Annotated in this window: 18 protein-coding genes; 4 read left to right on the top strand and 14 right to left on the bottom strand. The window is 62.5% G+C overall.

Features of this window, described 5'->3' with window-relative positions; genetic code table 11:
• Positions 1–7: 7 nt before the first annotated feature.
• From EP165_RS08865 to EP165_RS08845, 5 genes are all read right to left on the bottom strand, one after another.
• A complete protein-coding gene (locus EP165_RS08865; protein WP_127521557.1) occupies positions 8–1624 on the bottom strand; it encodes an acyl-CoA carboxylase subunit beta in 1617 nt (538 codons plus the stop codon).
• A gap of 68 nt (positions 1625–1692) precedes the next feature.
• Complete coding sequence (locus tag EP165_RS08860) at positions 1693–2550, bottom strand: beta-keto acid cleavage family enzyme (RefSeq protein ID WP_127521555.1); 858 nt, start codon at positions 2548–2550, stop codon at positions 1693–1695.
• A gap of 14 nt (positions 2551–2564) precedes the next feature.
• Positions 2565–3731 (bottom strand): acyl-CoA dehydrogenase family protein, encoded by a 1167-nt coding sequence (locus EP165_RS08855; RefSeq protein WP_127521553.1) that lies wholly within the window; start codon positions 3729–3731, stop codon positions 2565–2567.
• A gap of 1 nt (position 3732) precedes the next feature.
• Positions 3733–4524 (bottom strand): TIGR03084 family metal-binding protein, encoded by a 792-nt coding sequence (locus EP165_RS08850; RefSeq protein ID WP_127521551.1) that lies wholly within the window; start codon positions 4522–4524, stop codon positions 3733–3735.
• A gap of 67 nt (positions 4525–4591) precedes the next feature.
• Entirely contained in the window at positions 4592–5398 is an 807-nt protein-coding gene (locus EP165_RS08845) for an enoyl-CoA hydratase/isomerase family protein (protein ID WP_127521549.1), read from the bottom strand.
• A gap of 195 nt (positions 5399–5593) precedes the next feature.
• Between EP165_RS08845 and EP165_RS08840 the strand changes: the two genes are divergently transcribed.
• Positions 5594–6736, top strand: coding sequence for a glycerate kinase type-2 family protein (locus EP165_RS08840; protein WP_127521546.1), 1143 nt, complete (start codon positions 5594–5596; stop codon positions 6734–6736).
• Here EP165_RS08840 and tdh read toward each other — a convergent pair.
• The 4 genes from tdh to EP165_RS08820 all read right to left on the bottom strand — a co-directional run bounded on the left by tdh (position 6720) and on the right by EP165_RS08820 (position 10109).
• Entirely contained in the window at positions 6720–7757 is a 1038-nt protein-coding gene (gene tdh / locus EP165_RS08835; protein ID WP_127521544.1) for an L-threonine 3-dehydrogenase, read from the bottom strand. The two genes, EP165_RS08840 and tdh, sit on opposite strands and share 17 nt — an antisense overlap.
• Before the next feature lie 147 nt (positions 7758–7904).
• Complete coding sequence (locus tag EP165_RS08830) at positions 7905–8960, bottom strand: saccharopine dehydrogenase family protein (RefSeq protein WP_127521542.1); 1056 nt, start codon at positions 8958–8960, stop codon at positions 7905–7907.
• 155 nt (positions 8961–9115) lie between these two features.
• Entirely contained in the window at positions 9116–9493 is a 378-nt protein-coding gene (locus tag EP165_RS08825) for a tautomerase family protein (RefSeq protein ID WP_127522578.1), read from the bottom strand.
• A gap of 31 nt (positions 9494–9524) precedes the next feature.
• The gene (locus EP165_RS08820; protein WP_127521540.1) at positions 9525–10109 is read right to left on the bottom strand and encodes a TetR/AcrR family transcriptional regulator; all 585 of its coding nucleotides are present in this window, start codon (positions 10107–10109) and stop codon (positions 9525–9527) included.
• Positions 10110–10188: 79 nt separating this feature from the next.
• On the opposite strand from EP165_RS08820, the gene EP165_RS08815 reads away from it, so the two are divergent.
• From EP165_RS08815 to EP165_RS08805, 3 genes are all read left to right on the top strand, one after another.
• Positions 10189–10980: a crotonase/enoyl-CoA hydratase family protein gene (locus EP165_RS08815; protein ID WP_127521538.1), complete on the top strand. Its 792-nt coding sequence runs from the start codon at positions 10189–10191 to the stop codon at positions 10978–10980.
• A 110-nt stretch (positions 10981–11090) separates the two neighbouring features.
• Entirely contained in the window at positions 11091–11393 is a 303-nt protein-coding gene (locus EP165_RS08810) for an ArsR/SmtB family transcription factor (RefSeq protein WP_348629555.1), read from the top strand.
• A 47-nt stretch (positions 11394–11440) separates the two neighbouring features.
• The gene (locus EP165_RS08805; protein ID WP_127521534.1) at positions 11441–12490 is read left to right on the top strand and encodes a permease; all 1050 of its coding nucleotides are present in this window, start codon (positions 11441–11443) and stop codon (positions 12488–12490) included.
• A gap of 31 nt (positions 12491–12521) precedes the next feature.
• On the opposite strand, the gene EP165_RS08800 is transcribed toward EP165_RS08805, so the two are convergent.
• The 5 genes from EP165_RS08800 to EP165_RS08780 form a co-directional block, all read right to left on the bottom strand.
• Positions 12522–13322 carry an ATP-binding cassette domain-containing protein gene (locus EP165_RS08800; RefSeq protein WP_127521532.1) on the bottom strand — a complete coding sequence of 267 codons (801 nt, stop codon included), beginning with the start codon at positions 13320–13322 and terminating at the stop codon, positions 12522–12524.
• Positions 13315–14187: an ABC transporter ATP-binding protein gene (locus tag EP165_RS08795; RefSeq protein WP_127521530.1), complete on the bottom strand. Its 873-nt coding sequence runs from the start codon at positions 14185–14187 to the stop codon at positions 13315–13317. Before EP165_RS08795 ends, EP165_RS08800 begins: the two co-directional genes overlap by 8 nt.
• The gene (locus tag EP165_RS08790) at positions 14184–15035 is read right to left on the bottom strand and encodes an ABC transporter permease (RefSeq protein ID WP_127521528.1); all 852 of its coding nucleotides are present in this window, start codon (positions 15033–15035) and stop codon (positions 14184–14186) included. Before EP165_RS08790 ends, EP165_RS08795 begins: the two co-directional genes overlap by 4 nt.
• The gene (locus EP165_RS08785; protein WP_127521526.1) at positions 15028–16038 is read right to left on the bottom strand and encodes an ABC transporter permease; all 1011 of its coding nucleotides are present in this window, start codon (positions 16036–16038) and stop codon (positions 15028–15030) included. Before EP165_RS08785 ends, EP165_RS08790 begins: the two co-directional genes overlap by 8 nt.
• Positions 16039–16130: 92 nt before the next feature.
• Positions 16131–17651 carry an ABC transporter substrate-binding protein gene (locus EP165_RS08780; RefSeq protein WP_127521524.1) on the bottom strand — a complete coding sequence of 507 codons (1521 nt, stop codon included), beginning with the start codon at positions 17649–17651 and terminating at the stop codon, positions 16131–16133.
• Between the last annotated feature and the right edge of the window lie 8 nt (positions 17652–17659).

Below are 17659 nucleotides of genomic sequence, written 5' to 3'. Positions count from 1 at the left end.
GCTTTCCTCACGGCCGCGCCACGGCAAACTGCATGCGGTTCGGCTGCCGCCGGTCGCCCGCCCGCGCAATCGACATGAGCTCGGCCAGCAACTCGCGGGTCTGGCGCGGGTCGATCACGCCGTCATCCAGAAGCCGCGCCGAATTGTAGAATGCATCCATCTGGCCGTTGAACATCTGCACGATCGCAGCCTTCATCGTATCGAGCTGCGCCTGGTCGAGTTCCTCGCCCTTGCGCGCCGCCCGCGCCTTCTGCACCTCGATCATGGTGCCCGCAGCCTGTTCTCCGCCCATCACCGCCGTCTTGGCGTTCGGCCACGAGAAGCAGAAGCGCGGATCGAAGCCGCGCCCGCACATGCCGTAATTGCCGGCCCCGAAGGAAGCTCCGCAATAGATGGTGAATTGCGGCACGGTCGCGTTGGTCACCGCCTGGATCATCTTCGAACCGTGCTTGATGATGCCGTCTTCCTCGTAGGAGCGGCCAACCATGAAACCGGTCGTGTTGTTGAGATAGAGGATCGGCGTACCGGCCTGGCAGCAGGCCTGGATGAAATGCGTTGCCTTCGACGCACCTGCCGGATCGATCGGCCCGTTATTGGTGATGACCCCGAGCGGCCAGCCGCAAAGACGGATCGTGCCGCATACGGTCTGCCCGCCATAGCGCTCGCCGAATTCCAGGAATTCCGATCCATCGGCAATTCGCGCGATAACTTCGCGCATGTCGACCGGCTGGCGATAATCCATCGGCATGATGCCGAGCAGCTCTTCGGCCTCATAGAGCGGTGCAGCGAAATCGCGTTCTTCGCTGTCCTCCTGCGGCCAGTCGATGCCTGCCATGATCTCGCGGGCAATCGCAATGGCATGCCTGTCGTCTTCGGCGAGATAGTCGCCCAGGCCCGAAATGCCGGTGTGCATTTCCGCCCCGCCGAGTTCCTCCTCCGTCGCGATTTCGCCCGTGGCGGCCTTGAGAAGTGGCGGCCCGGCCAGGAAAGCGCGCGTGCGCCCACGCACCATGACGATGTAATCCGACAACCCTGTTTGATAGGCTCCGCCCGCTGTGGACGAGCCATGCGTGACTGTTATCACCGGCAGGCCGGCGGCCGACATGCGGGCCAGATTGCGAAAGGTCGCGCCGCCTTCGACGAAGTCTTCCACCCGGTAGGCGGTGAGGTTCGCGCCGGCACTTTCCACCAGCTGCACGAAGGGCAGCTTGTTGGCGAGCGCGATTTCCTGAACGCGCAATATCTTCTTCAGCCCGCCCGGCTGCAGCGCACCAGCGGCAATGCCGGAGTCCGACGCCACGACCATGGTGCGCACGCCTGATACATAACCAATGCCGGCGATCACCCCCGCGCCCGGAACCGATTTTTCGGGGTTCCGCGTATCCATGCAGTAGCCGGCCAGCTTGGCAAGCTCGACAAAGGGCCGCCCGGCATCGAGCAGAAGCGCAACGCGCTCGCGCGGCAATAGCTGGTTGCGCTTTTCGAACCTTTCCCGCGAAGCATCGGAAGCGGCAATCGCACGCGCCTCGATCCCGCGCAGCTCGTCGATCAGCGCGTGCATACCATCGGCATTCGTCTGAAACTGCGGTGACGCCGGCGAAACCGATGTCTGTAGTTGCGGCATGTCTCTGTCCTGTCCTTGCGGCGCCAAGCAGCGCTTCGCTCAGCCTACCGTATCACCGGCATGCAATTTCATATGCCCAGAATCGCCCGGGCCTCGGCAGGCGAAGCGATGTCGCGCCCGGCATCGCGGGCCACTTGCGCCATCTCCTCGATCAGCGCGCCGTTGGAAGTAACTTTCTCTCCGTCGGGCAGATAGAAGGTGTCTTCGAGCCCCGTGCGCAGATGACCGCCGAGTTCGGCCGCCAGTCGGTGCAACGGCCAGATTTCGGCGCGTCCTATTGCTGTGACTTGCCAGCGCGAATCTTCAGGCGCGAGGTCTTTCAGGATCGGCAGAAGGTCGCCGCGAGCCGGCATGCCGGACGCCACGCCCATGACGAAATTCACCTGCGCCGTGCCTTTGAACATGCCGTTCGCCTGATACATACCCACGCTGCGCACGATACCGGTGTCGAAGCATTCGAACTCCGGCACCGCGCCGACACCGGTGATCGCATCGATGAAATGCTGCACCTTCTGCGGCGTGTTGTCGAAGAGCATTGGCGGCCAGGCCCAGCTGCCGTCGCGCTTCAGCTTGAGATAGTTGAGCGAGCCGGCATTGCAGGCCGCCATCTCAGGCCTTGTCTCCATCACCACATCGAGCGCGGCCTGATAATCCGGTCCCACTGTGCCGGTCGTGTGATTGATGATTACGCCCGGGCAGGCTTCGCGGATAGCCGCCTGCACCTCTTTCGAAAGCGCGATGTCCCAGCTTGGCAGATGACCCTTGCCCTCTCCCTGCTGTCTGAGATGGATGTGCATGATCGACGCGCCCGCATCGTAGGCGCGCTTCGCCTCGGCCGCCATCTCGGCCGGTGTCACCGGAACCGAATGCTGTTTGGGATCGGTGAGCACGCCATTGAGCGCGCATGTGATCATTACCTTGGACATGGCACCGCCTCCGCTCAGATACCCATCTGCGCCGCGGCGAGGTTCTTCATCACCTCGTCCGTGCCGCCGCCGATTGTGAGCACTTTGACCTCCCGGTAGATGCGCTCCGACGCCGTGCCCCGCATGTAGCCCATGCCGCCCAGTATCTGCACTGCCTCATCGGCGCAGAATTTCATGGCCGCCGTGGCCGTCACTTTCGCCATCGATGTGCGAGCGACATGCACGTTGATCGGGTCGAGCTTGCGCGCGTGACGCCACACGATGTCATAAACGAGTGTCTTCGCGGCATCGATGCGCGCCGCCATATCGACCAGCTTGTGGCGGATCACCTGATGCTGCGAGATCGGTTTGCCGAAGGCCTGCCTGTCGCGCGCCCAGGACAGCGCCTCCTGAAAACAGACCTCGGCCATGATGTAGGCCTGAACGGCAATCATCAGCCGTTCGTTGTTGAAGTTGAGCATCGCGGCCATGAAGCCGCGTCCTTCGGCGCCGAGCAGATTTTCGGCCGGCACCCGCACATTGTCGAACACGAGATGGCCGGTGTCGGAAGCATGCCAGCCCATCTTCTTCAGCGCGGTTCGCTGAAGGCCCGGCGTGTCGCCTTCCACGATCAGGAAGGAGATGCCGCCGGCACCCGCATCGTCGGAGGTACGCACCGCCACCGTCAGCACATCTGCCTCGACGCCCGACGTGATGAAAGTCTTCTCGCCGTTGACGACATAGTGGTCGCCATCACGCACGGCCCGGCACCTGAGCGCTGCGACGTCCGAGCCGCCGCCGGGCTCGGTGACGGCAAGTGCGGCAATCTTCTCGCCGGCCACGACCGGCGCAACGAATTTCCGCTTCTGCTCCTCGGTTCCGTGGGCCACCACCAGCGGCATGGAAATCGCGTGCGAGCCAAGTGCTGCCACCACGCCGCCCGAGCCGCAGCGGCAAATCTCTTCGTTCACCGCGATCGCCATGAAAGGGTCGCCGCCGAGACCGCCAAGCTCCTCAGGATAGCTGACGCCGATCAGGCCGATCTCGCCTGCCTTGCGATAGGTTTCGCGCGGCACTCGCCCGGCCTCTTCCCAGGCCTCGATGTTCGGCGTGATTTCAGCAGCTACAAATTTGCGCATCGCCGCGCGCATGGCGACGTGCTCTTCGCTGAAATACTGGTCCGGGCCTTCCGTCGTCAGCATGTCACGCGGCCCGGAACCGGGTGCCGGGCGCAGGCGGCGGTTCGGGCGCACCGGCAAAGCACTGCGCGATCTCCATCCACTTTTCGGCGACCGGACCGGACACCTTGAGCGCAGTATCTTTGATGTTGCGCGTCTGCGTCTGCACTTGCGCGAATTCGACCGCCGAACCCTCGATCGAGTCGGGGCTTTGATCGTTGCCGAAATTCCAGACGGCACCCGATGGCGCGGTCAGAATGAGCCGCGGCACCTGCTCCGGCACCGCAAGTCCGTTCAGCTTGAAGGCGAAGCCGAATGTGTTGACGCCCAGAAAGACGATATTGCGCACGCGGTCAGCCTCGGCGCGCTCAAGCCCCATCAGGTCGAATATCTCCTGCCCGTGCGCCCAGGTCTCCATCTGGCGTGCGGTGATGGAGGAGCGCGCCGACATCTCCGGCCCAACCCATTTCAACCGCGCCTTCGGGTCGACTTCGGCCCAGCGCCGCGCCATGTCGCGATAGCCGTCCTGCCAAAGCCGGAGCAGCGCCCGGCCCCGCTCCGCGATCGCGCGGTTCTCGATCGGCCGGAGCCCGCCTTTCCCCATCTCGGCGATAATCGTGCCAAGCGTGGCGTTGAACGCGTCAGGCTCGAAAAGCGACTGGTCGGCAGCGCGGTTCCAGAACGTCAGGTGCACGAAGACATCGTTGACCGTCCAGCCTTTGAACTGCGTCTTGGCGTTCCATTCGGCTTCAGGCAGCGCAGATACCGCCTCGGCGAGCGCCTCGCTTTCCGCTAGAAAATCCTGAACCTGTTCCACGCGTTAGCTGCCTCCCGCCTGTTCTGCACCAGACCGCGCTTCGCGCGCCGGCGCAATAGTTGTCTTCTCAGCCGTTCGTCCAGCTCGGCTTCCTCTTCTCGACAAACGACGCAATGCCCTCACGCGCCTCGTCCGAAAGCATTCGTTTTGCGAAGCTGTCCGCCGCGGCTTGTTTCTGCTCGTCTCGCGATTGAAATGGCAGTTGCGCGATCTGCGCCTTGATCGCCGCCACCGCGCCGGGTGCCGCGCCGGCAATCAGTTTCTTCTGATGTTCGATTGCGGCCGCAAGCGCGTCGGCATCTTCAGCGACAGCGTCCACCAAACCTATCGAACGTGCTTCCTCGCCATCGAACCGCGCGCCGGAAAGCATGAGTAAGCGCCCGACCCGAAGTCCCAAGCGCTGAATGACGAAAGGTGCGATCTGCGCCGGCGTCAGCCCGATCCGTACTTCGCTGAGCGCGAATTTCGCATCGCGTGTCGCAACCACGTAATCGCCGAGACAGGTGAGGCCCAGTCCGCCGGCCATCGCCGAGCCCTCGACTGCCATGATCGTATATTGCGGCAATGCAGCTACGGCGTCGAACAACTCTGCACCGGCCAGGCTCAGCGCGTGGATCTCATCATAGCCCGCCTGCCCGGAAGACATGCGGCCGAAGGATTTGAGATCGCCGCCGGCGCAGAATACGCCACCGCGCCCGCGAAAGACGACGCCGCGAAACGTGCCGGACGTGGCCAGCATGCCGCACAGCGCGGTGAGTTCCCGCGCGCGCTCGGCAGTCAGCGCGTTGCGGTTTTCGGGCGAGTTGAACCAGACCGTGAGCCAGCCATTCTCGGCTTCGAGGTCCAGCGTTTCGGAATCCGGAAAACCTTCCATGCAGTCACCTCTCCGGTCGGCCAATGAGGCGATGAATCAGCCCGATTGCCGACACGGCGCGACTATAATGCGCACAGACCGTTTCCGACCAACAATTCCGTTCATTTTTGTACAAAGCGCGCCAGATGGATCGCGAGTTGAACGTGAGAGACCCGTGACGTAACAAGCTCCGGCGAGCATGCCGCGGGAGCCTTAATGAACGTCGATCCGAGAGCAGAGCTGACCAAGCTGTTCAGTGCAGGCGTTGCCGCCGTTCAGGGCGAGGCCGCAGTCGCCACGGCGCTCCCGCGATCTGAAGCCGCACGTTTCACCGCCGTGCTTGCGCTCGGCAAGGCCGCCGCCTCCATGTATCTCGGGGCGCTTCCCGGTCTACCCGCTGGTCATCGCGCATTGATCGCGACAAAACATGGCCACGCGGCGGATGAGCGCCTTGCCGGTCTGCCGGCCGAAATCATGGAAAGCAGCCATCCCATCCCGGATGCCGACAGCCTGGCTGCCGGGCGGCGCTGCCTCGAGTTTGTCCGCGAATGCACGGCTGACACCGAGCTGCTGGTGCTCGTCTCGGGCGGCGCGTCGGCGCTGGTCGAAGATCTGGTTGATGACATAGATCTCGCCGAACTGCGGCGCACCACGGACGAGCTTGTCGCCGGCGGCGCCGACATCGCGACCATCAACGCCAAACGTAAATCGCTCTCGCGGGTAAAGGGCGGGCGGTTGCTGGCCGAGTTTAGGGGCAAATCCATTCGCGCTCTGGCGATCTCGGACGTCGAGGGCGACGATATCGGCATCATCAGCTCCGGCATCGGCGCCTGCGCCAACCCCGAGATTCCATATGAGGGCGAGATCATCGCTTCAAACGCCGTGGCCAGAGAGGCTGTAGCACTGCTTGCGGCGAAGATTGGTCTCCGCGTCATTCGCAATGAAGAGACGCTCTATTGCGATGTCGCCGAAGCTGCCGACCACATTGTGGCAGTCTGCGTGGATGGTCCTGCCGGCATATACATCTTCGGTGGCGAACCGACGGTCCAGCTGCCGCCATCACCCGGCGAAGGCGGACGCAATCAGGCGCTGGCGTTGCTCGTCGCCAAGCGGATAGCGGGCCGCGACGATCTCACCTGTCTTGTGGCGGGCACCGACGGCACGGACGGCCCGACGGAAGCGGCGGGCGCCATCGTCGACGGGAAGAGCTTCAACAGAAAGCCCGGCGCGGACGCCGCACTGGCAGCGGCGGATGCCGGCCGCTTTCTGCGAGAGACCGGCGACCGCCTGGTCACCGGCCCCACCGGCACCAATGTGATGGATCTTGCGATTGTGCTGAAACTCAGCCCCAATCCATGACGACCTTGCCAGCCTCGCCGGAGATCATTGCGGCAAATCCGGCCTCGTAATCGTCGATCGAAATCCTGTGGGTGATGAGTTCGCTGAGGTCCAGTCCCGACTGCACGAGCGCGATCATCTTGTACCAAGTTTCATACATTTCGCGCCCGTAGATGCCCTTCACATTGAGCATCTTGAAAATGATCTTGTTCCAGTCGACGGCGAATTCGGTCGGCGCGATGCCGAGCAACGCGATCTTGCCGCCATTGTTCATGGTGTCGATCATGTCGCGCATGGCAGGTGCGGCGCCCGACATTTCGAGCCCGACGTCGAAACCCTCCGTCATACCGATGCGTTCCATCACATGCTTCAGCGTTTCCTCGCCGGCATTGACCACGTGCTGAACGCCCATGCGTTTGGCGAGCGCGATGCGGTAGGGGCTGATGTCGGTAATTACCACCTTGCGCGCACCGACCTTCTGCGCCACCAGCGCGCCCATTATCCCGATCGGCCCGGCACCCGTCACCAGGACGTCCTCGCCCACCAGGTCGAAGCTGAGCGCGGTGTGCACGGCATTGCCGAAGGGGTCGAAGATCGCCGCGATCTCGTCGGGAATGTCGTCCGGTATCGGCACGACATTGGATTCGGGGATGCACAGATATTCCGCGAATGAGCCTGGCCGGTTGACGCCGACGCCCAGCGTGTTGCGGCACAGATGTCCTCTACCCGCCCGGCAGTTGCGGCAGGTGCCGCAGACCACGTGACCCTCGCCGGAAACCCGCTGCCCGATCGTGTACCTGGTCGCCGCCTTGCCGGTATCGACGATCTCGCCGCAGAATTCGTGGCCCACGACCATCGGCACCGGCACGGTCTTTGCCGACCATTCGTCCCATTTCCAGATATGAACGTCGGTGCCGCAGATCGCCGATTTGCGCACCTTGATCAGCACCTCGTCCGGCCCGGGTTCGGGCACCGGCACGCGTTCCATCCAGAGACCCGGCTCGGCTTTGGCCTTCACCAGCGCCTTCATTTCATTGCTCATCGGATGTCCCTCCGCCGCCGCCAGTCAGGAGCGTGTCTACCATACCGCCCGCTCAATAGCAGCGGAACCGATACCCCGCAGGCTCGAATTCAGGAACGCGCGCCGGGCGGAAACAGCGAACCCGGCGGCCTGCGTCTGCCGTCGGTGTCAGGCGGCATAGCGCGCGCCGTTCCGCGTCGCCAGAAAACGGTCGAGCGGAATGGCTTCCTGTTTCAGCATGCCACGCCCGGGCAATGTTCCCTCGCGCACCATCTCGATCACCGCTGCCACCGACGATGCCGTGGTCCAGGCGATCGCGGTTCTCTGCTTTCCACCGATCTCGACCGGCTTCAGTCCCCGCACGAATTCGCGCCGCTGCAACCGCCCGCCAACATGCCCTTCCGCGGCGACGTGGATATAAACGATGTCGTCATTCACCGGCGGTTTGGCGTTCACCAATATCTCGCCGGCCTCCTTTCGCCGTTCGCGCATCAGAAGTTCATGAAAGAAGAAGTTCATAAGTTTCACATGGCCGGGATAACGCATCGTCTTGTAGTCGATGTTGGGCACACGTCCCTTGTAGGTTTCACACATGGTGCCCAGACCGCCCGAGGTGGTGAATGCCTCAAGCTCGATGCCGCCAATGACGATTTTTTCGACCCATTCCATCGCCGAAACCCACTTGGCTTCTCCGTCTTCCAGAACCTCGCAATCATTGAGATATTCGTTGACCACACCTTCCGGCGACCAGTTGAACGAATAGCCCATCAGTCCGGTGGGATTCTGCGGCAGCGCGCCGACCCGCATGCGGCATGACCGGCATTCGTCGAACTCTTCGATGAGGCTTGCACCGACAATGCCGACAAAGCCCGGCGCAAGGCCGCATTGCGGCGCCATCAGGCCTTTCGAGGTTTTGGCCAGTTCGGCGATGGCCTTCGTCGTCGGCACATCCTCGGTCAGGTCGAAATAATGCAGCCCGAGCGCGTGCGCCCGCTTGGCGACACCGATGTTGAACGAATATGGCAGGCACGAAAGCACCGCGTCGAAGCCCCGCAGCGCTGCGCCGAGCGCATCGTCATCGCCAACGTCGATCTGCCTGGTTTCATAGGGCAGCCCGGAAACAGGCACCGCATCGAACCCAGTTACGCTAAAACCGCTCTCATGCAGCAGTTCTCCTGCCAGCGCACCAACTTTACCCAGGCCGAGTACGGCGATTGTCTTCATGAGGCATCCCTGCAAACCAAGCTGACATTGCCGGGCAATGTAGCGGATTAGCGACCGTCGGCTATACCGCAGTAAGGGCCTGTCTATGAGCCAGCGCTGGGCTCATGGACAGCACGTTGGTGTGTGGTTCCACTTCGCTTCGGTCCGGCGCGCCCTCAGGCAAACTGCGCCAGACCATGGCCTACCGACCAGTTCTCCTTGGCCGACTCCAGCAGATAGACAAAGACGTTCTCCGGCGCGATGCCCGGGTTTTTGCCCAGCAGTTCGGCAAGCCGGGCGAAAAGCGCTTTCTTCTGCTCGGTGGTTCGGGTGTTGAAAACGGTGATCTGGATGTAGACGAGATCGTCTCCGCGCCTGATGTCGAACGCATCGCCGTATCGAAAGTTGGCGGGGTCATGCTCCGTGATGGTCATGAACTGGTCGCCTTCCGGAACGCTCAGCGCCTCGCGCAGGGCTTTGTAGACGCCATCGAAAATGGCTTCTCTGTAAGCCTCGGATTTTCCTGACTGCATCGAAATGTGGCAGATCGGCATGTCTGGTCCTTTCGCTTCCGCATCGAGTTTCTCACTCTGAGGCATCCATCTCGCGCACGATGATGGCCCTGGCTGTGTCTCCTGCCGCGATCGCATATTCCGGATCGCGGTGAATCAGGATGGTGGAGAACGCGCCGTCCATCAGGAGCACGATGCTTCGCGCAACGGCGGCAGGGTTCGTGAGGCCGGCCGCTGCGTAGCGCTCCGTCAGCCAGGCTTCGAACTTTTTCTTGTGTGCCGCGCCCACGGCGACGGCCGGGTGCCCCGGCATATTGGCAAGTTCCGCGGCTGTCCTGAGGAAACCGCAGCCCTTCCATTTCGGGTGCCGCGCGTTTTCGCCGACCCGGTAGAAGATCGCAGCGGTCTTTTCCGCAATCGAGCCTTCCGCCGCGTCGAACCACTGAGCGAAAAGCGCCAGGTTGGGTTGATCGCGCGAAGCCAGATACCCTTCGATCAGCTGGTCCTTGCTCTCGAAGTGGTAGTAGAGCGTGCGTTTGGTCACCTTGGCCGCGTCGGCGATTGCATCGACGCTGACCGCCCGAATTCCCTCGCCGTAGAACAGTTTGTTGGCCGCATCGAGAATCCGGTCTTTCGTCGACTTCGCTGTTTGGCTCATATGTATACCGACTAGTGAGTGTAATAGATTATCCGGCCGCGCTACCCAGCTGTCAACTCGTCAACTGGAGACCCGCAAGATGGCAGATACCGTTCTGATGGAGCGCCGCGGCGCGGTGGCGCTTCTGACGTTGAATCGCCCGGAGAAACTGAATGCGCTGAACTACGAAACCAACGACCTGCTTGTTCGGTTGCTTGCCGAAATCGAGGCGGACCCGACAATCGGCGCGGTCATCGTCACGGGTGCTGGCGACCGCGCATTTTCGGCCGGCGGCGACATTCACGAGTTTTCGGAAAGCGTGAAGCAGGGTCCGGACATCGCCATTCGCGACTTCGTGCGCCGCGGCCAGGGCATGACGCAACGCCTCGAAGCCTTTCCCAAACCGGTAATTGCTGCCGTGAACGGCATCGCATTCGGCGGCGGATGCGAGATCACCGAAGCGGTACACCTGGCAATAGCGTCGGAGCGGGCTTTGTTTGCCAAGCCGGAAATCAACATCGGCATCCCGCCGACCTTCGGCGGCACCCAGCGCCTGCCGCGTCTCGCCGGCCGCAAGCGCGCGCTTGAACTGCTGCTGACCGGCGATCCATTCGGACCCGAGAGGGCCCGTGAACTGGGACTGGTAAACAAGGTGGTGCCACACGACCAAGTATTGCCGGCGGCATTCGAACTAGCAGGGCAAATCCTTCGACATTCCCCGCTCACTGCAGCGCGTATCATCACTGCGGTAACGCGCGGCATCAACGCAACCATCACGGAGGGTCTCCAGATCGAGAGTGAGCAGTTCGGCCGCATGGTGGCGACCAACGACATCCGCGAAGGCCTGGACGCCTGGATCGCCCGCCGCGAACCCCGGTATTCCGGAACGTGAAGAGACGCGCCGCAGTCCCGTGAAGAGCAACCCGGCGCCGACCCCGCAGGGTTTCCGCCTTGACTGAACGATAAAACCAGATATATGGTTTAGTGATGAATGATCTGACAATGGCCAAAGCAGCGCAGGCGCTGGCAGCACTTGGACATGAGGCACGGCTCTCCGTCTTCCGCCTGCTCGTGCGCAGCGGCCATGATGGCCTTAATGTCGGTGAGATAAGCGCCCATCTCGATATGCCGGCCTCGACGCTTGCGCATCACCTGCGGGCGCTTGTCTCTGCCGGGTTGGTTGTTCAGGAGCGCTATGGACGTATCACTGTCAATCGCGCCGACTACCAGGCAATGGACGCTGTATTGGCATTCCTCGGAGATGAGTGCTGTGCCGGCGTGAAACCGAAATCCAATGTCGCCTAGCGGCGCATTTTTTCATCCAAAAGAACCATAGAACTGGCTATATCGAAATGACTGACACGATATTGAGATTGGGCAATGGCGCGGGGTTCTTCCGTGACGCCTGGCGCGCGCACAAACCCTGGCTCTTCTCCGCTTTCGTCATGGCTGTGCTGCTGGTCCTGGCGCCTTACCAGGCCTGGACGAGCACCGGTTTCGTCGCCCGTTCGCTTGCAGAAACCTCGCCTTATCTTCTGCTGTCCATAGCTCTGGCAGCTTACGCTGGCGCAAGCGGGGCCGACAATCTGATCGCCCGCGCCTTCTCAGGCTCGCCACTGACCGTAATTGCGGTTGCAGCACTTTTCGGCGGGCTCTCGCCATTCTGCTCATGTGGCGTCATCCCGCTGATCGCGGCCCTGCTGGCCATGGGTGTCCCGCTCTCGGGCGTCATGGCTTTCTGGCTCGCGTCGCCGGTCATAGACCCTTCGATGTTTGTCCTGACCTCCGGCCTTCTTGGAGCCGAATTCGCAATTGCCAAAACCGCAGCTGCCGTCGGCCTCGGGCTGTTCGGCGGCTATGTCACCCATGCTGTGATGCGCGCCGGTTATCTGGCGGATCCCCTGCGCCCCGGCGTCGGCAATGGCGGCTGCGGAGCCTCTGCGGTGCGCAACCCGGGCCCGGTTGCATGGAAGTTCTGGTCCGACCCGGACCGCCGCGCCAAATTCCGGCGGGAAACCTGGTCGACGACGCTCTTTCTGGTCAAATGGCTGACCCTCGCATTTCTGCTTGAGAGCCTGATGCTCGCCTACGTGCCGCAGGAGTGGATTGCATCGGCATTGGGCGGCAGCGGACTTTGGCCGATCCTCACCGCAACGCTCATTGGCGTCCCGGCCTATCTGAACGGCTATGCCGCGACACCTCTGGTCGCGGGGCTGATCGAACAGGGCATGGCACCGGGCGCCGGTCTCTCCTTCCTCGTCGCCGGAGGCGTGACCTCGCTGCCGGCGGCGATTGCGGTGTTCGCACTCGTGCGCCGGCCGATATTTGTGCTCTATCTGTTGCTGGCACTTGTCGGGTCGCTGGCAAGCGGCCTGATCTATCAGGCGTGGATCCTTGCATAGTCAGCCATCTGTGAGCCGCCCGGACGGGCCGCTAGATCCATGGCTGGTCCGGATCAGGTAGCGGAATGGCGTCCAAAAGTTCGCGTGTATAGGCAGCACGCGGATTGTCATAGAGTTCCGCCGTCGTTGCGTTCTCGACGATCTCGCCCCGGTAGAGCACCAGAATGCGCGTGCACAGGCGGCGGATCACCGACAGATCGTGGCTGATGAATGCGAGCGTCAGCCCGAGTTCGGCCACCAGCTGCTCAAGCAGCGCCAGAACCTGCGCCTGCGAAGAAACGTCGAGCCCCGACACGATCTCGTCGGCCAGAATGAAGTCCGGCCGCAACGCGATAGCACGGGCGATGCCGACCCTCTGGCGCTGGCCGCCAGAAAGTTCATGCGGATAACGCGAGGCGAAGCTGCGCGGCAGGCCCACCTGGTCGAGCGCTTCCAGCGCGCCCTTTTCGGGATCTTCCGAACCGTGCAGCCGCAAGGGTGCCGCGATCAGCCGGCCGATGCGGTGTCGCGGATTGAGCGATGACATCGGGTCCTGAAAGATCATCTGGAAGCGCCGCCGCAATGGCCGCAACTCGGCCTCCGCCAGATGCGTGATGTCGCGCCCATCGAACCGCACAGTGCCGGCAGATGGCTCCAGAAGGCGCACCAGCACGCGGCCGAGCGTCGATTTGCCAGACCCGGAGCCGCCAACGATGCCGAGGATCTCGCCACGCGGAATGGTGAAAGTCAGGTCCTTGAGTATCTCCGTTCGAGGAGCCGGGCCCAGCAGCGGCTTGCGGGTGAGGTCCGGGAAGGAGAGCCGCAAATTTTCGACCTGGTAGAGATCAGCCATGGCGCAGCCTCTGGTCCGCCGCCTCGACCTCTGCTCGCACGGCGGCAATGACCTCTTCGGGCACGGGCGTCAGGCTCGCCTCCGGGTCGGTGTATTTCGGCGTCGCTGCCAGCAGCGCGCGCGAATAGGCATGCGCCGGCTCGCGGAAGAAGCTGCGCACATCGGTCGCCTCCACCACCATGCCGGCATAAAGCACGGAGAGCGACTGGCAGATTTTCGACACCACGCCGAGGTCGTGCGTGACGAACAAAAGCGCCGTGTTGTGGCGCTGCTGCATATCCTTGATCAGCTTCAGTATCTGCTTCTGCACCGTCACATCGAGCGCGGTGGTCGGCTCGTCAGCGACAATCAACTTCGGCTCGGCCGCAAATGCCGAGGCGATCAGAATGCGCTGTCGCATGCCTCCCGAAAGCTCATGCGGATAGCTGCACAGCACACGCTGCGGGTCTGGAATCTGCACCTCGTCAAGCAGTTCGGCGGCGCGCTCGCGGGCGTGCTTGGTGTCCCAGCCGAGAATGTCGGTCAGCCGGTCGGTGATCTGCGGGCCGATCCGCCGCGACGGGTTGAGCGCGGTCAGCGGGTCTTGCGGTATCAGCGCACAGGATTGGCCGAGCCGCTTGCGATGTTCCGCCGGCGACAGCTTCAGAAGATCGGTGCCGTCGAGCTCGATCGCACCCGAAACGATCTCGATCGCGCGCGGCAAAGTGCCGAGCACGGCTTTGCCGATCATCGATTTGCCGGCACCGGATTCGCCCACCAGCCCGTGCACCTCGCCCGCCTCCACATTCAGCGAAACGTCGCGCAGAAGCCGCGCCGAGGTGCCCGCGATATTGACCGTCAGGTTCGAGATTTTGAGGTAGCTCATCGCAGCACCGGGTCGAAACGGTCTTTCAGCCCCTCGCCGAACTGCGAGAAGGAAAGCACGGTGAGGAAGAGGGTGACGAGCGGGAAGACCATGATCCACCACGCCTGATGGATCGACGTGCGTCCTTCCGAAATCATGCCACCCCAGGTTGGGTCGTCGGTCGAAATCGACAGGTTCACGAAGGACAGGATCGCTTCAACGATGACCGCGATGCCCATTTCGAGCGTCAGCAGAACCACAATGGTCGGCAGCACATTGGGTAGGATTTCCACGATCATGGTGGAAAGCCGAGTGCGGCCGGCGATCTGCGCAGAGGCGGGATAGTCCATCGCGCCTTGCGCCATCGCCTCGGCGCGCACGACACGCGCAAAGCGGGTCCAGTCGATTACGACGATGGCGATGATGATCGAGACAAGGCCCGGCCCGAGAACGGCAATGAGAAGGATCGAAAACAGCACCGGCGGAAAGGCCATCCAGATATCGATCAGCCGCGAGATCACCACATCGACCCAGCCGCGCAGATAGCCCGCCAGCAACCCGAGCGTCGAACCCACCAATGCGGTGATGCTGCCCGCGACGAGCGCGACGATCAGCGCCACGCGCGCACCATAAAGGATGCGCGCCAGAAGATCGCGGCCGAGGCTATCAGTACCGAGGTAATAGCCTGGCTCCGCTCCGCTCACCCAGAAGGGCGGCATGCGGCCAAGAAACAGATCCTGTTCCAGCGGGCCATGCGGGCTGAGAAGCGGCGCGAACACCGCTGCGAGCACGAGGATCAAAAGCCAGCCGCCGGAGAGCCAGAGGCGAAGGCCGATCTTACGGCGAATTTGAGAGCGACCGTCAAGCATGGCGCAGCCTCGGATTGAGCAGCGCATAGGTGAGGTCGACCACCAGATTGACCACCGTGAAGATCACCGCAAACAGGATCACGATGCCCTGGATGAGCGGCAGGTCGCGGTTGATGACCGCGTCGATCGCCATATTGCCGAGGCCCTCATAGCTGAACAGCCGTTCGATGATGACGGTGCCGCCGATCAGGAACGTGAACTGCACGCCGACCAGCGTAAGCGTCGGCAGGATGGCATTGGGCAGCGCCTCGCGAATGATGACGTGATTTTCGCCATAACCTTTGGTTCGCGACAGCGTCACATAGTCGAGATGCATCGTCTCTTTCAGCGACTGCTTAAGCAACTGGCCGATGATGGCCGCAAGCGGAATGGCGAGCGCCAGCGCCGGCATGAACATGTGGCTGACAATGTCGGCCCACAGGTCGAAGCGCAGCCGCAACAGGCTTTCGAACAGGTAGAAATTGGTGACGAATGGCAGATCAAGCGAAGGCGTGACGCGCCCTGAAATATGGAACACCGGCCAGGCGACGCCGAACAGCAGGATCAGGATCAGCGCCCACAGGAAGTCCGGCACCGAGAGCGCCATGCCGTTGGCAACGTCGATACCGGCCTCGACCTTTGTGCCGCGTTCGCGAGTGCCTGTCAGCGCCGCCACGCCTCCCAGGATAACCGCGATGACAAGCGCCATGATGGACAGTTCGAGTGTTGCGGGCAGCCGGCCGAGCACAAGGTCCAGCACTGGCCGTCTCGCAGTTATCGACGTGCCGAAATCGCCTTGCAGCACGCCGCCGGCCCAGATGAAAAACTGCTCGGGGATCGATTTGTCGAGGCCGTAAAGCGCGGTGAGCCGCGCGATATCCTCTTCAGTCGCGCCAGGCGGCAGCATCATTGCGATCGGGTCGCCCGGCACCACACGGATGACGAAGAAGACGATCACGGCGACACCGACAAGCGTCACAGCCGTGCTTGCCAGCCTGAAGAGAAGTGACCTGAGTATCTGCATGCGTTTTTCGGTTACGCCAGTGCGTGCCTAACACACGCGGGACAGGGAAAACCCCTGCCCCGCGTTCATATCATATTCCGGTTCTGGCCTGATCAGACCCGTTTCATCAGATGCGGCAGCAGCGCGCCCGATGCATGCGGCGTGACGCTCACGCCCTTGGCCGACAGGATCGGCTGGACGTACTGCAGCAGCGGAATGACGAGCGCATGTTCTGCAACGTAGCGATCGACATCCTTCCAGCCGGCGATGCGCTTGGCTTCATCTGCCTCGCCCCACAGCGGCCCGATCTTTTCGATCAGGTCGGCGCCGTCCCACACCGAGTGCGGGCTCGGGCCGAACATGGCAAAGCCGGTCGAGGTGGTGGGATCGCCAACCGAGTTGCCCCAGTTGTAGAAGGCAGCCGGGGCCAGCGTGTCGGCCGCGCGCAGTTCGTAATGCTTGGCGATCTCGTAGACCTCGATTTCGGCCTCGATGCCCACCCGGCGCCACAGACCGACGATCGCCTGGATCATCTCGTAGTCCTTCGGCTTGAAGCCCCTGGTCGTCTGGATCTTGAACTTGACCGGGTTGTCGGTGCTGTAGCCAGAGGCTGCGAGCAGCTCCTTCGCCTTCTCGGGGTCGTAGGGAACCTTGATCGAGGCGTCATAAGCCTCGTATTCCGGCGTCTGCAGCGTATCGATCGCCACGCCGTAGCCCGACAGAAGCCGGTCGATGATCGTCTGCTTGTCGATCGACATAGCGCAGGCCTGGCGTACATTCTCGTCGAGCATCACATCGATGTCGTTGAGGAAGATCATGCCGATGTCGGAGATCGGCGCGGCCACTCCGTTCAGCGTGCCCTTCAGGCGGTCATATTCCTCATAGGGCATTTCGAGTGTCACATGTGCATTGCCCGATTCCACCTCGGCGACACGCGCCGCTGCGTCGGTGACGAACTTGATCGTCACGGTCTCGAAATCCGGCTTGCCGCCCCAATAGTTGGTATTGGCTTTCAGGCGCACGAAGGCATTGCGCTCGAACTTCTCGACCATGTACGGGCCGGTGCCGATCGGCGCTTCCTCGAAGCCGTCCGCGCCGACCTTCTCATAATACGCCTTGGGCAGCACGTAGCCGGTGAGGAAATACATCCACTTGAAGATCGTCGGGTCGAACTGCTTCACATCGGCGGTGACCATGTCGCCGTCGGCTGCAAAGTTCTCCAACGTCGACCAGACGAAATTGATCGGATTGCCGGTTGCCGGGTCGGCCGCGCGAGCCAGGCTCCAGGCCACGTCCTCGGCCGAGAACGGGCTGCCGTCATGCCAGGTGACGCCCTGGCGCACCTTCATCATCACCTTGGTGCGGTCCTCGTTCCAGCCCCATTCGGTCAGGAGGCCGGGTGCCGGCGAAAGGTCGGGCTGCTGCAGGATGAACTGGTCGAACACCGACTGATAGATGCCCTGGATGGTCGGGTTCACCGCCGAGGGTCCGGTGGTCGGATCCCAGCTCGGAAGCGTGGTGTTGTAGGCGATGACCAGTTCGTCGATCTGCTGTGCCAGCGCAGGCAGGCCGAAGGCCCCGGCTGCGGCCGTGGCGGCAGACAGTTTCATCAAATTGCGGCGTGAGAGTTTCATGATCGTTC

Origin of the sequence: Mesorhizobium sp. Z1-4, from assembly GCF_004000235.1 — a bacterium.
In the GTDB taxonomy this organism is placed as follows: domain Bacteria; phylum Pseudomonadota; class Alphaproteobacteria; order Rhizobiales; family Rhizobiaceae; genus RCIO01.
The sequence above is the reverse complement of the archived record's forward strand: the minus strand, read 5'-3'. Positions and strand labels throughout refer to the sequence as shown.

What these genes read in the sequence shown, in the direction of transcription:
- EP165_RS08865 (WP_127521557.1), bottom strand. Translation starts at nt 1,624, where the DNA reads ATGCCGCAACTACAGACATCGGTTTCGCCGGCGTCACCGCAGTTTCAG.
- EP165_RS08860 (WP_127521555.1), bottom strand. Translation starts at nt 2,550, where the DNA reads ATGTCCAAGGTAATGATCACATGCGCGCTCAATGGCGTGCTCACCGAT.
- EP165_RS08855 (WP_127521553.1), bottom strand. Translation starts at nt 3,731, where the DNA reads ATGCTGACGACGGAAGGCCCGGACCAGTATTTCAGCGAAGAGCACGTC.
- EP165_RS08845 (WP_127521549.1), bottom strand. Translation starts at nt 5,398, where the DNA reads ATGGAAGGTTTTCCGGATTCCGAAACGCTGGACCTCGAAGCCGAGAAT.
- EP165_RS08840 (WP_127521546.1), top strand. Translation starts at nt 5,594, where the DNA reads ATGAACGTCGATCCGAGAGCAGAGCTGACCAAGCTGTTCAGTGCAGGC.
- tdh (WP_127521544.1), bottom strand. Translation starts at nt 7,757, where the DNA reads ATGAGCAATGAAATGAAGGCGCTGGTGAAGGCCAAAGCCGAGCCGGGT.
- EP165_RS08830 (WP_127521542.1), bottom strand. Translation starts at nt 8,960, where the DNA reads ATGAAGACAATCGCCGTACTCGGCCTGGGTAAAGTTGGTGCGCTGGCA.
- EP165_RS08825 (WP_127522578.1), bottom strand. Translation starts at nt 9,493, where the DNA reads ATGCCGATCTGCCACATTTCGATGCAGTCAGGAAAATCCGAGGCTTAC.
- EP165_RS08820 (WP_127521540.1), bottom strand. Translation starts at nt 10,109, where the DNA reads ATGAGCCAAACAGCGAAGTCGACGAAAGACCGGATTCTCGATGCGGCC.
- EP165_RS08815 (WP_127521538.1), top strand. Translation starts at nt 10,189, where the DNA reads ATGGCAGATACCGTTCTGATGGAGCGCCGCGGCGCGGTGGCGCTTCTG.
- EP165_RS08810 (WP_348629555.1), top strand. Translation starts at nt 11,091, where the DNA reads ATGGCCAAAGCAGCGCAGGCGCTGGCAGCACTTGGACATGAGGCACGG.
- EP165_RS08805 (WP_127521534.1), top strand. Translation starts at nt 11,441, where the DNA reads ATGACTGACACGATATTGAGATTGGGCAATGGCGCGGGGTTCTTCCGT.
- EP165_RS08800 (WP_127521532.1), bottom strand. Translation starts at nt 13,322, where the DNA reads ATGGCTGATCTCTACCAGGTCGAAAATTTGCGGCTCTCCTTCCCGGAC.
- EP165_RS08795 (WP_127521530.1), bottom strand. Translation starts at nt 14,187, where the DNA reads ATGAGCTACCTCAAAATCTCGAACCTGACGGTCAATATCGCGGGCACC.
- EP165_RS08790 (WP_127521528.1), bottom strand. Translation starts at nt 15,035, where the DNA reads ATGCTTGACGGTCGCTCTCAAATTCGCCGTAAGATCGGCCTTCGCCTC.
- EP165_RS08785 (WP_127521526.1), bottom strand. Translation starts at nt 16,038, where the DNA reads ATGCAGATACTCAGGTCACTTCTCTTCAGGCTGGCAAGCACGGCTGTG.
- EP165_RS08780 (WP_127521524.1), bottom strand. Translation starts at nt 17,651, where the DNA reads ATGAAACTCTCACGCCGCAATTTGATGAAACTGTCTGCCGCCACGGCC.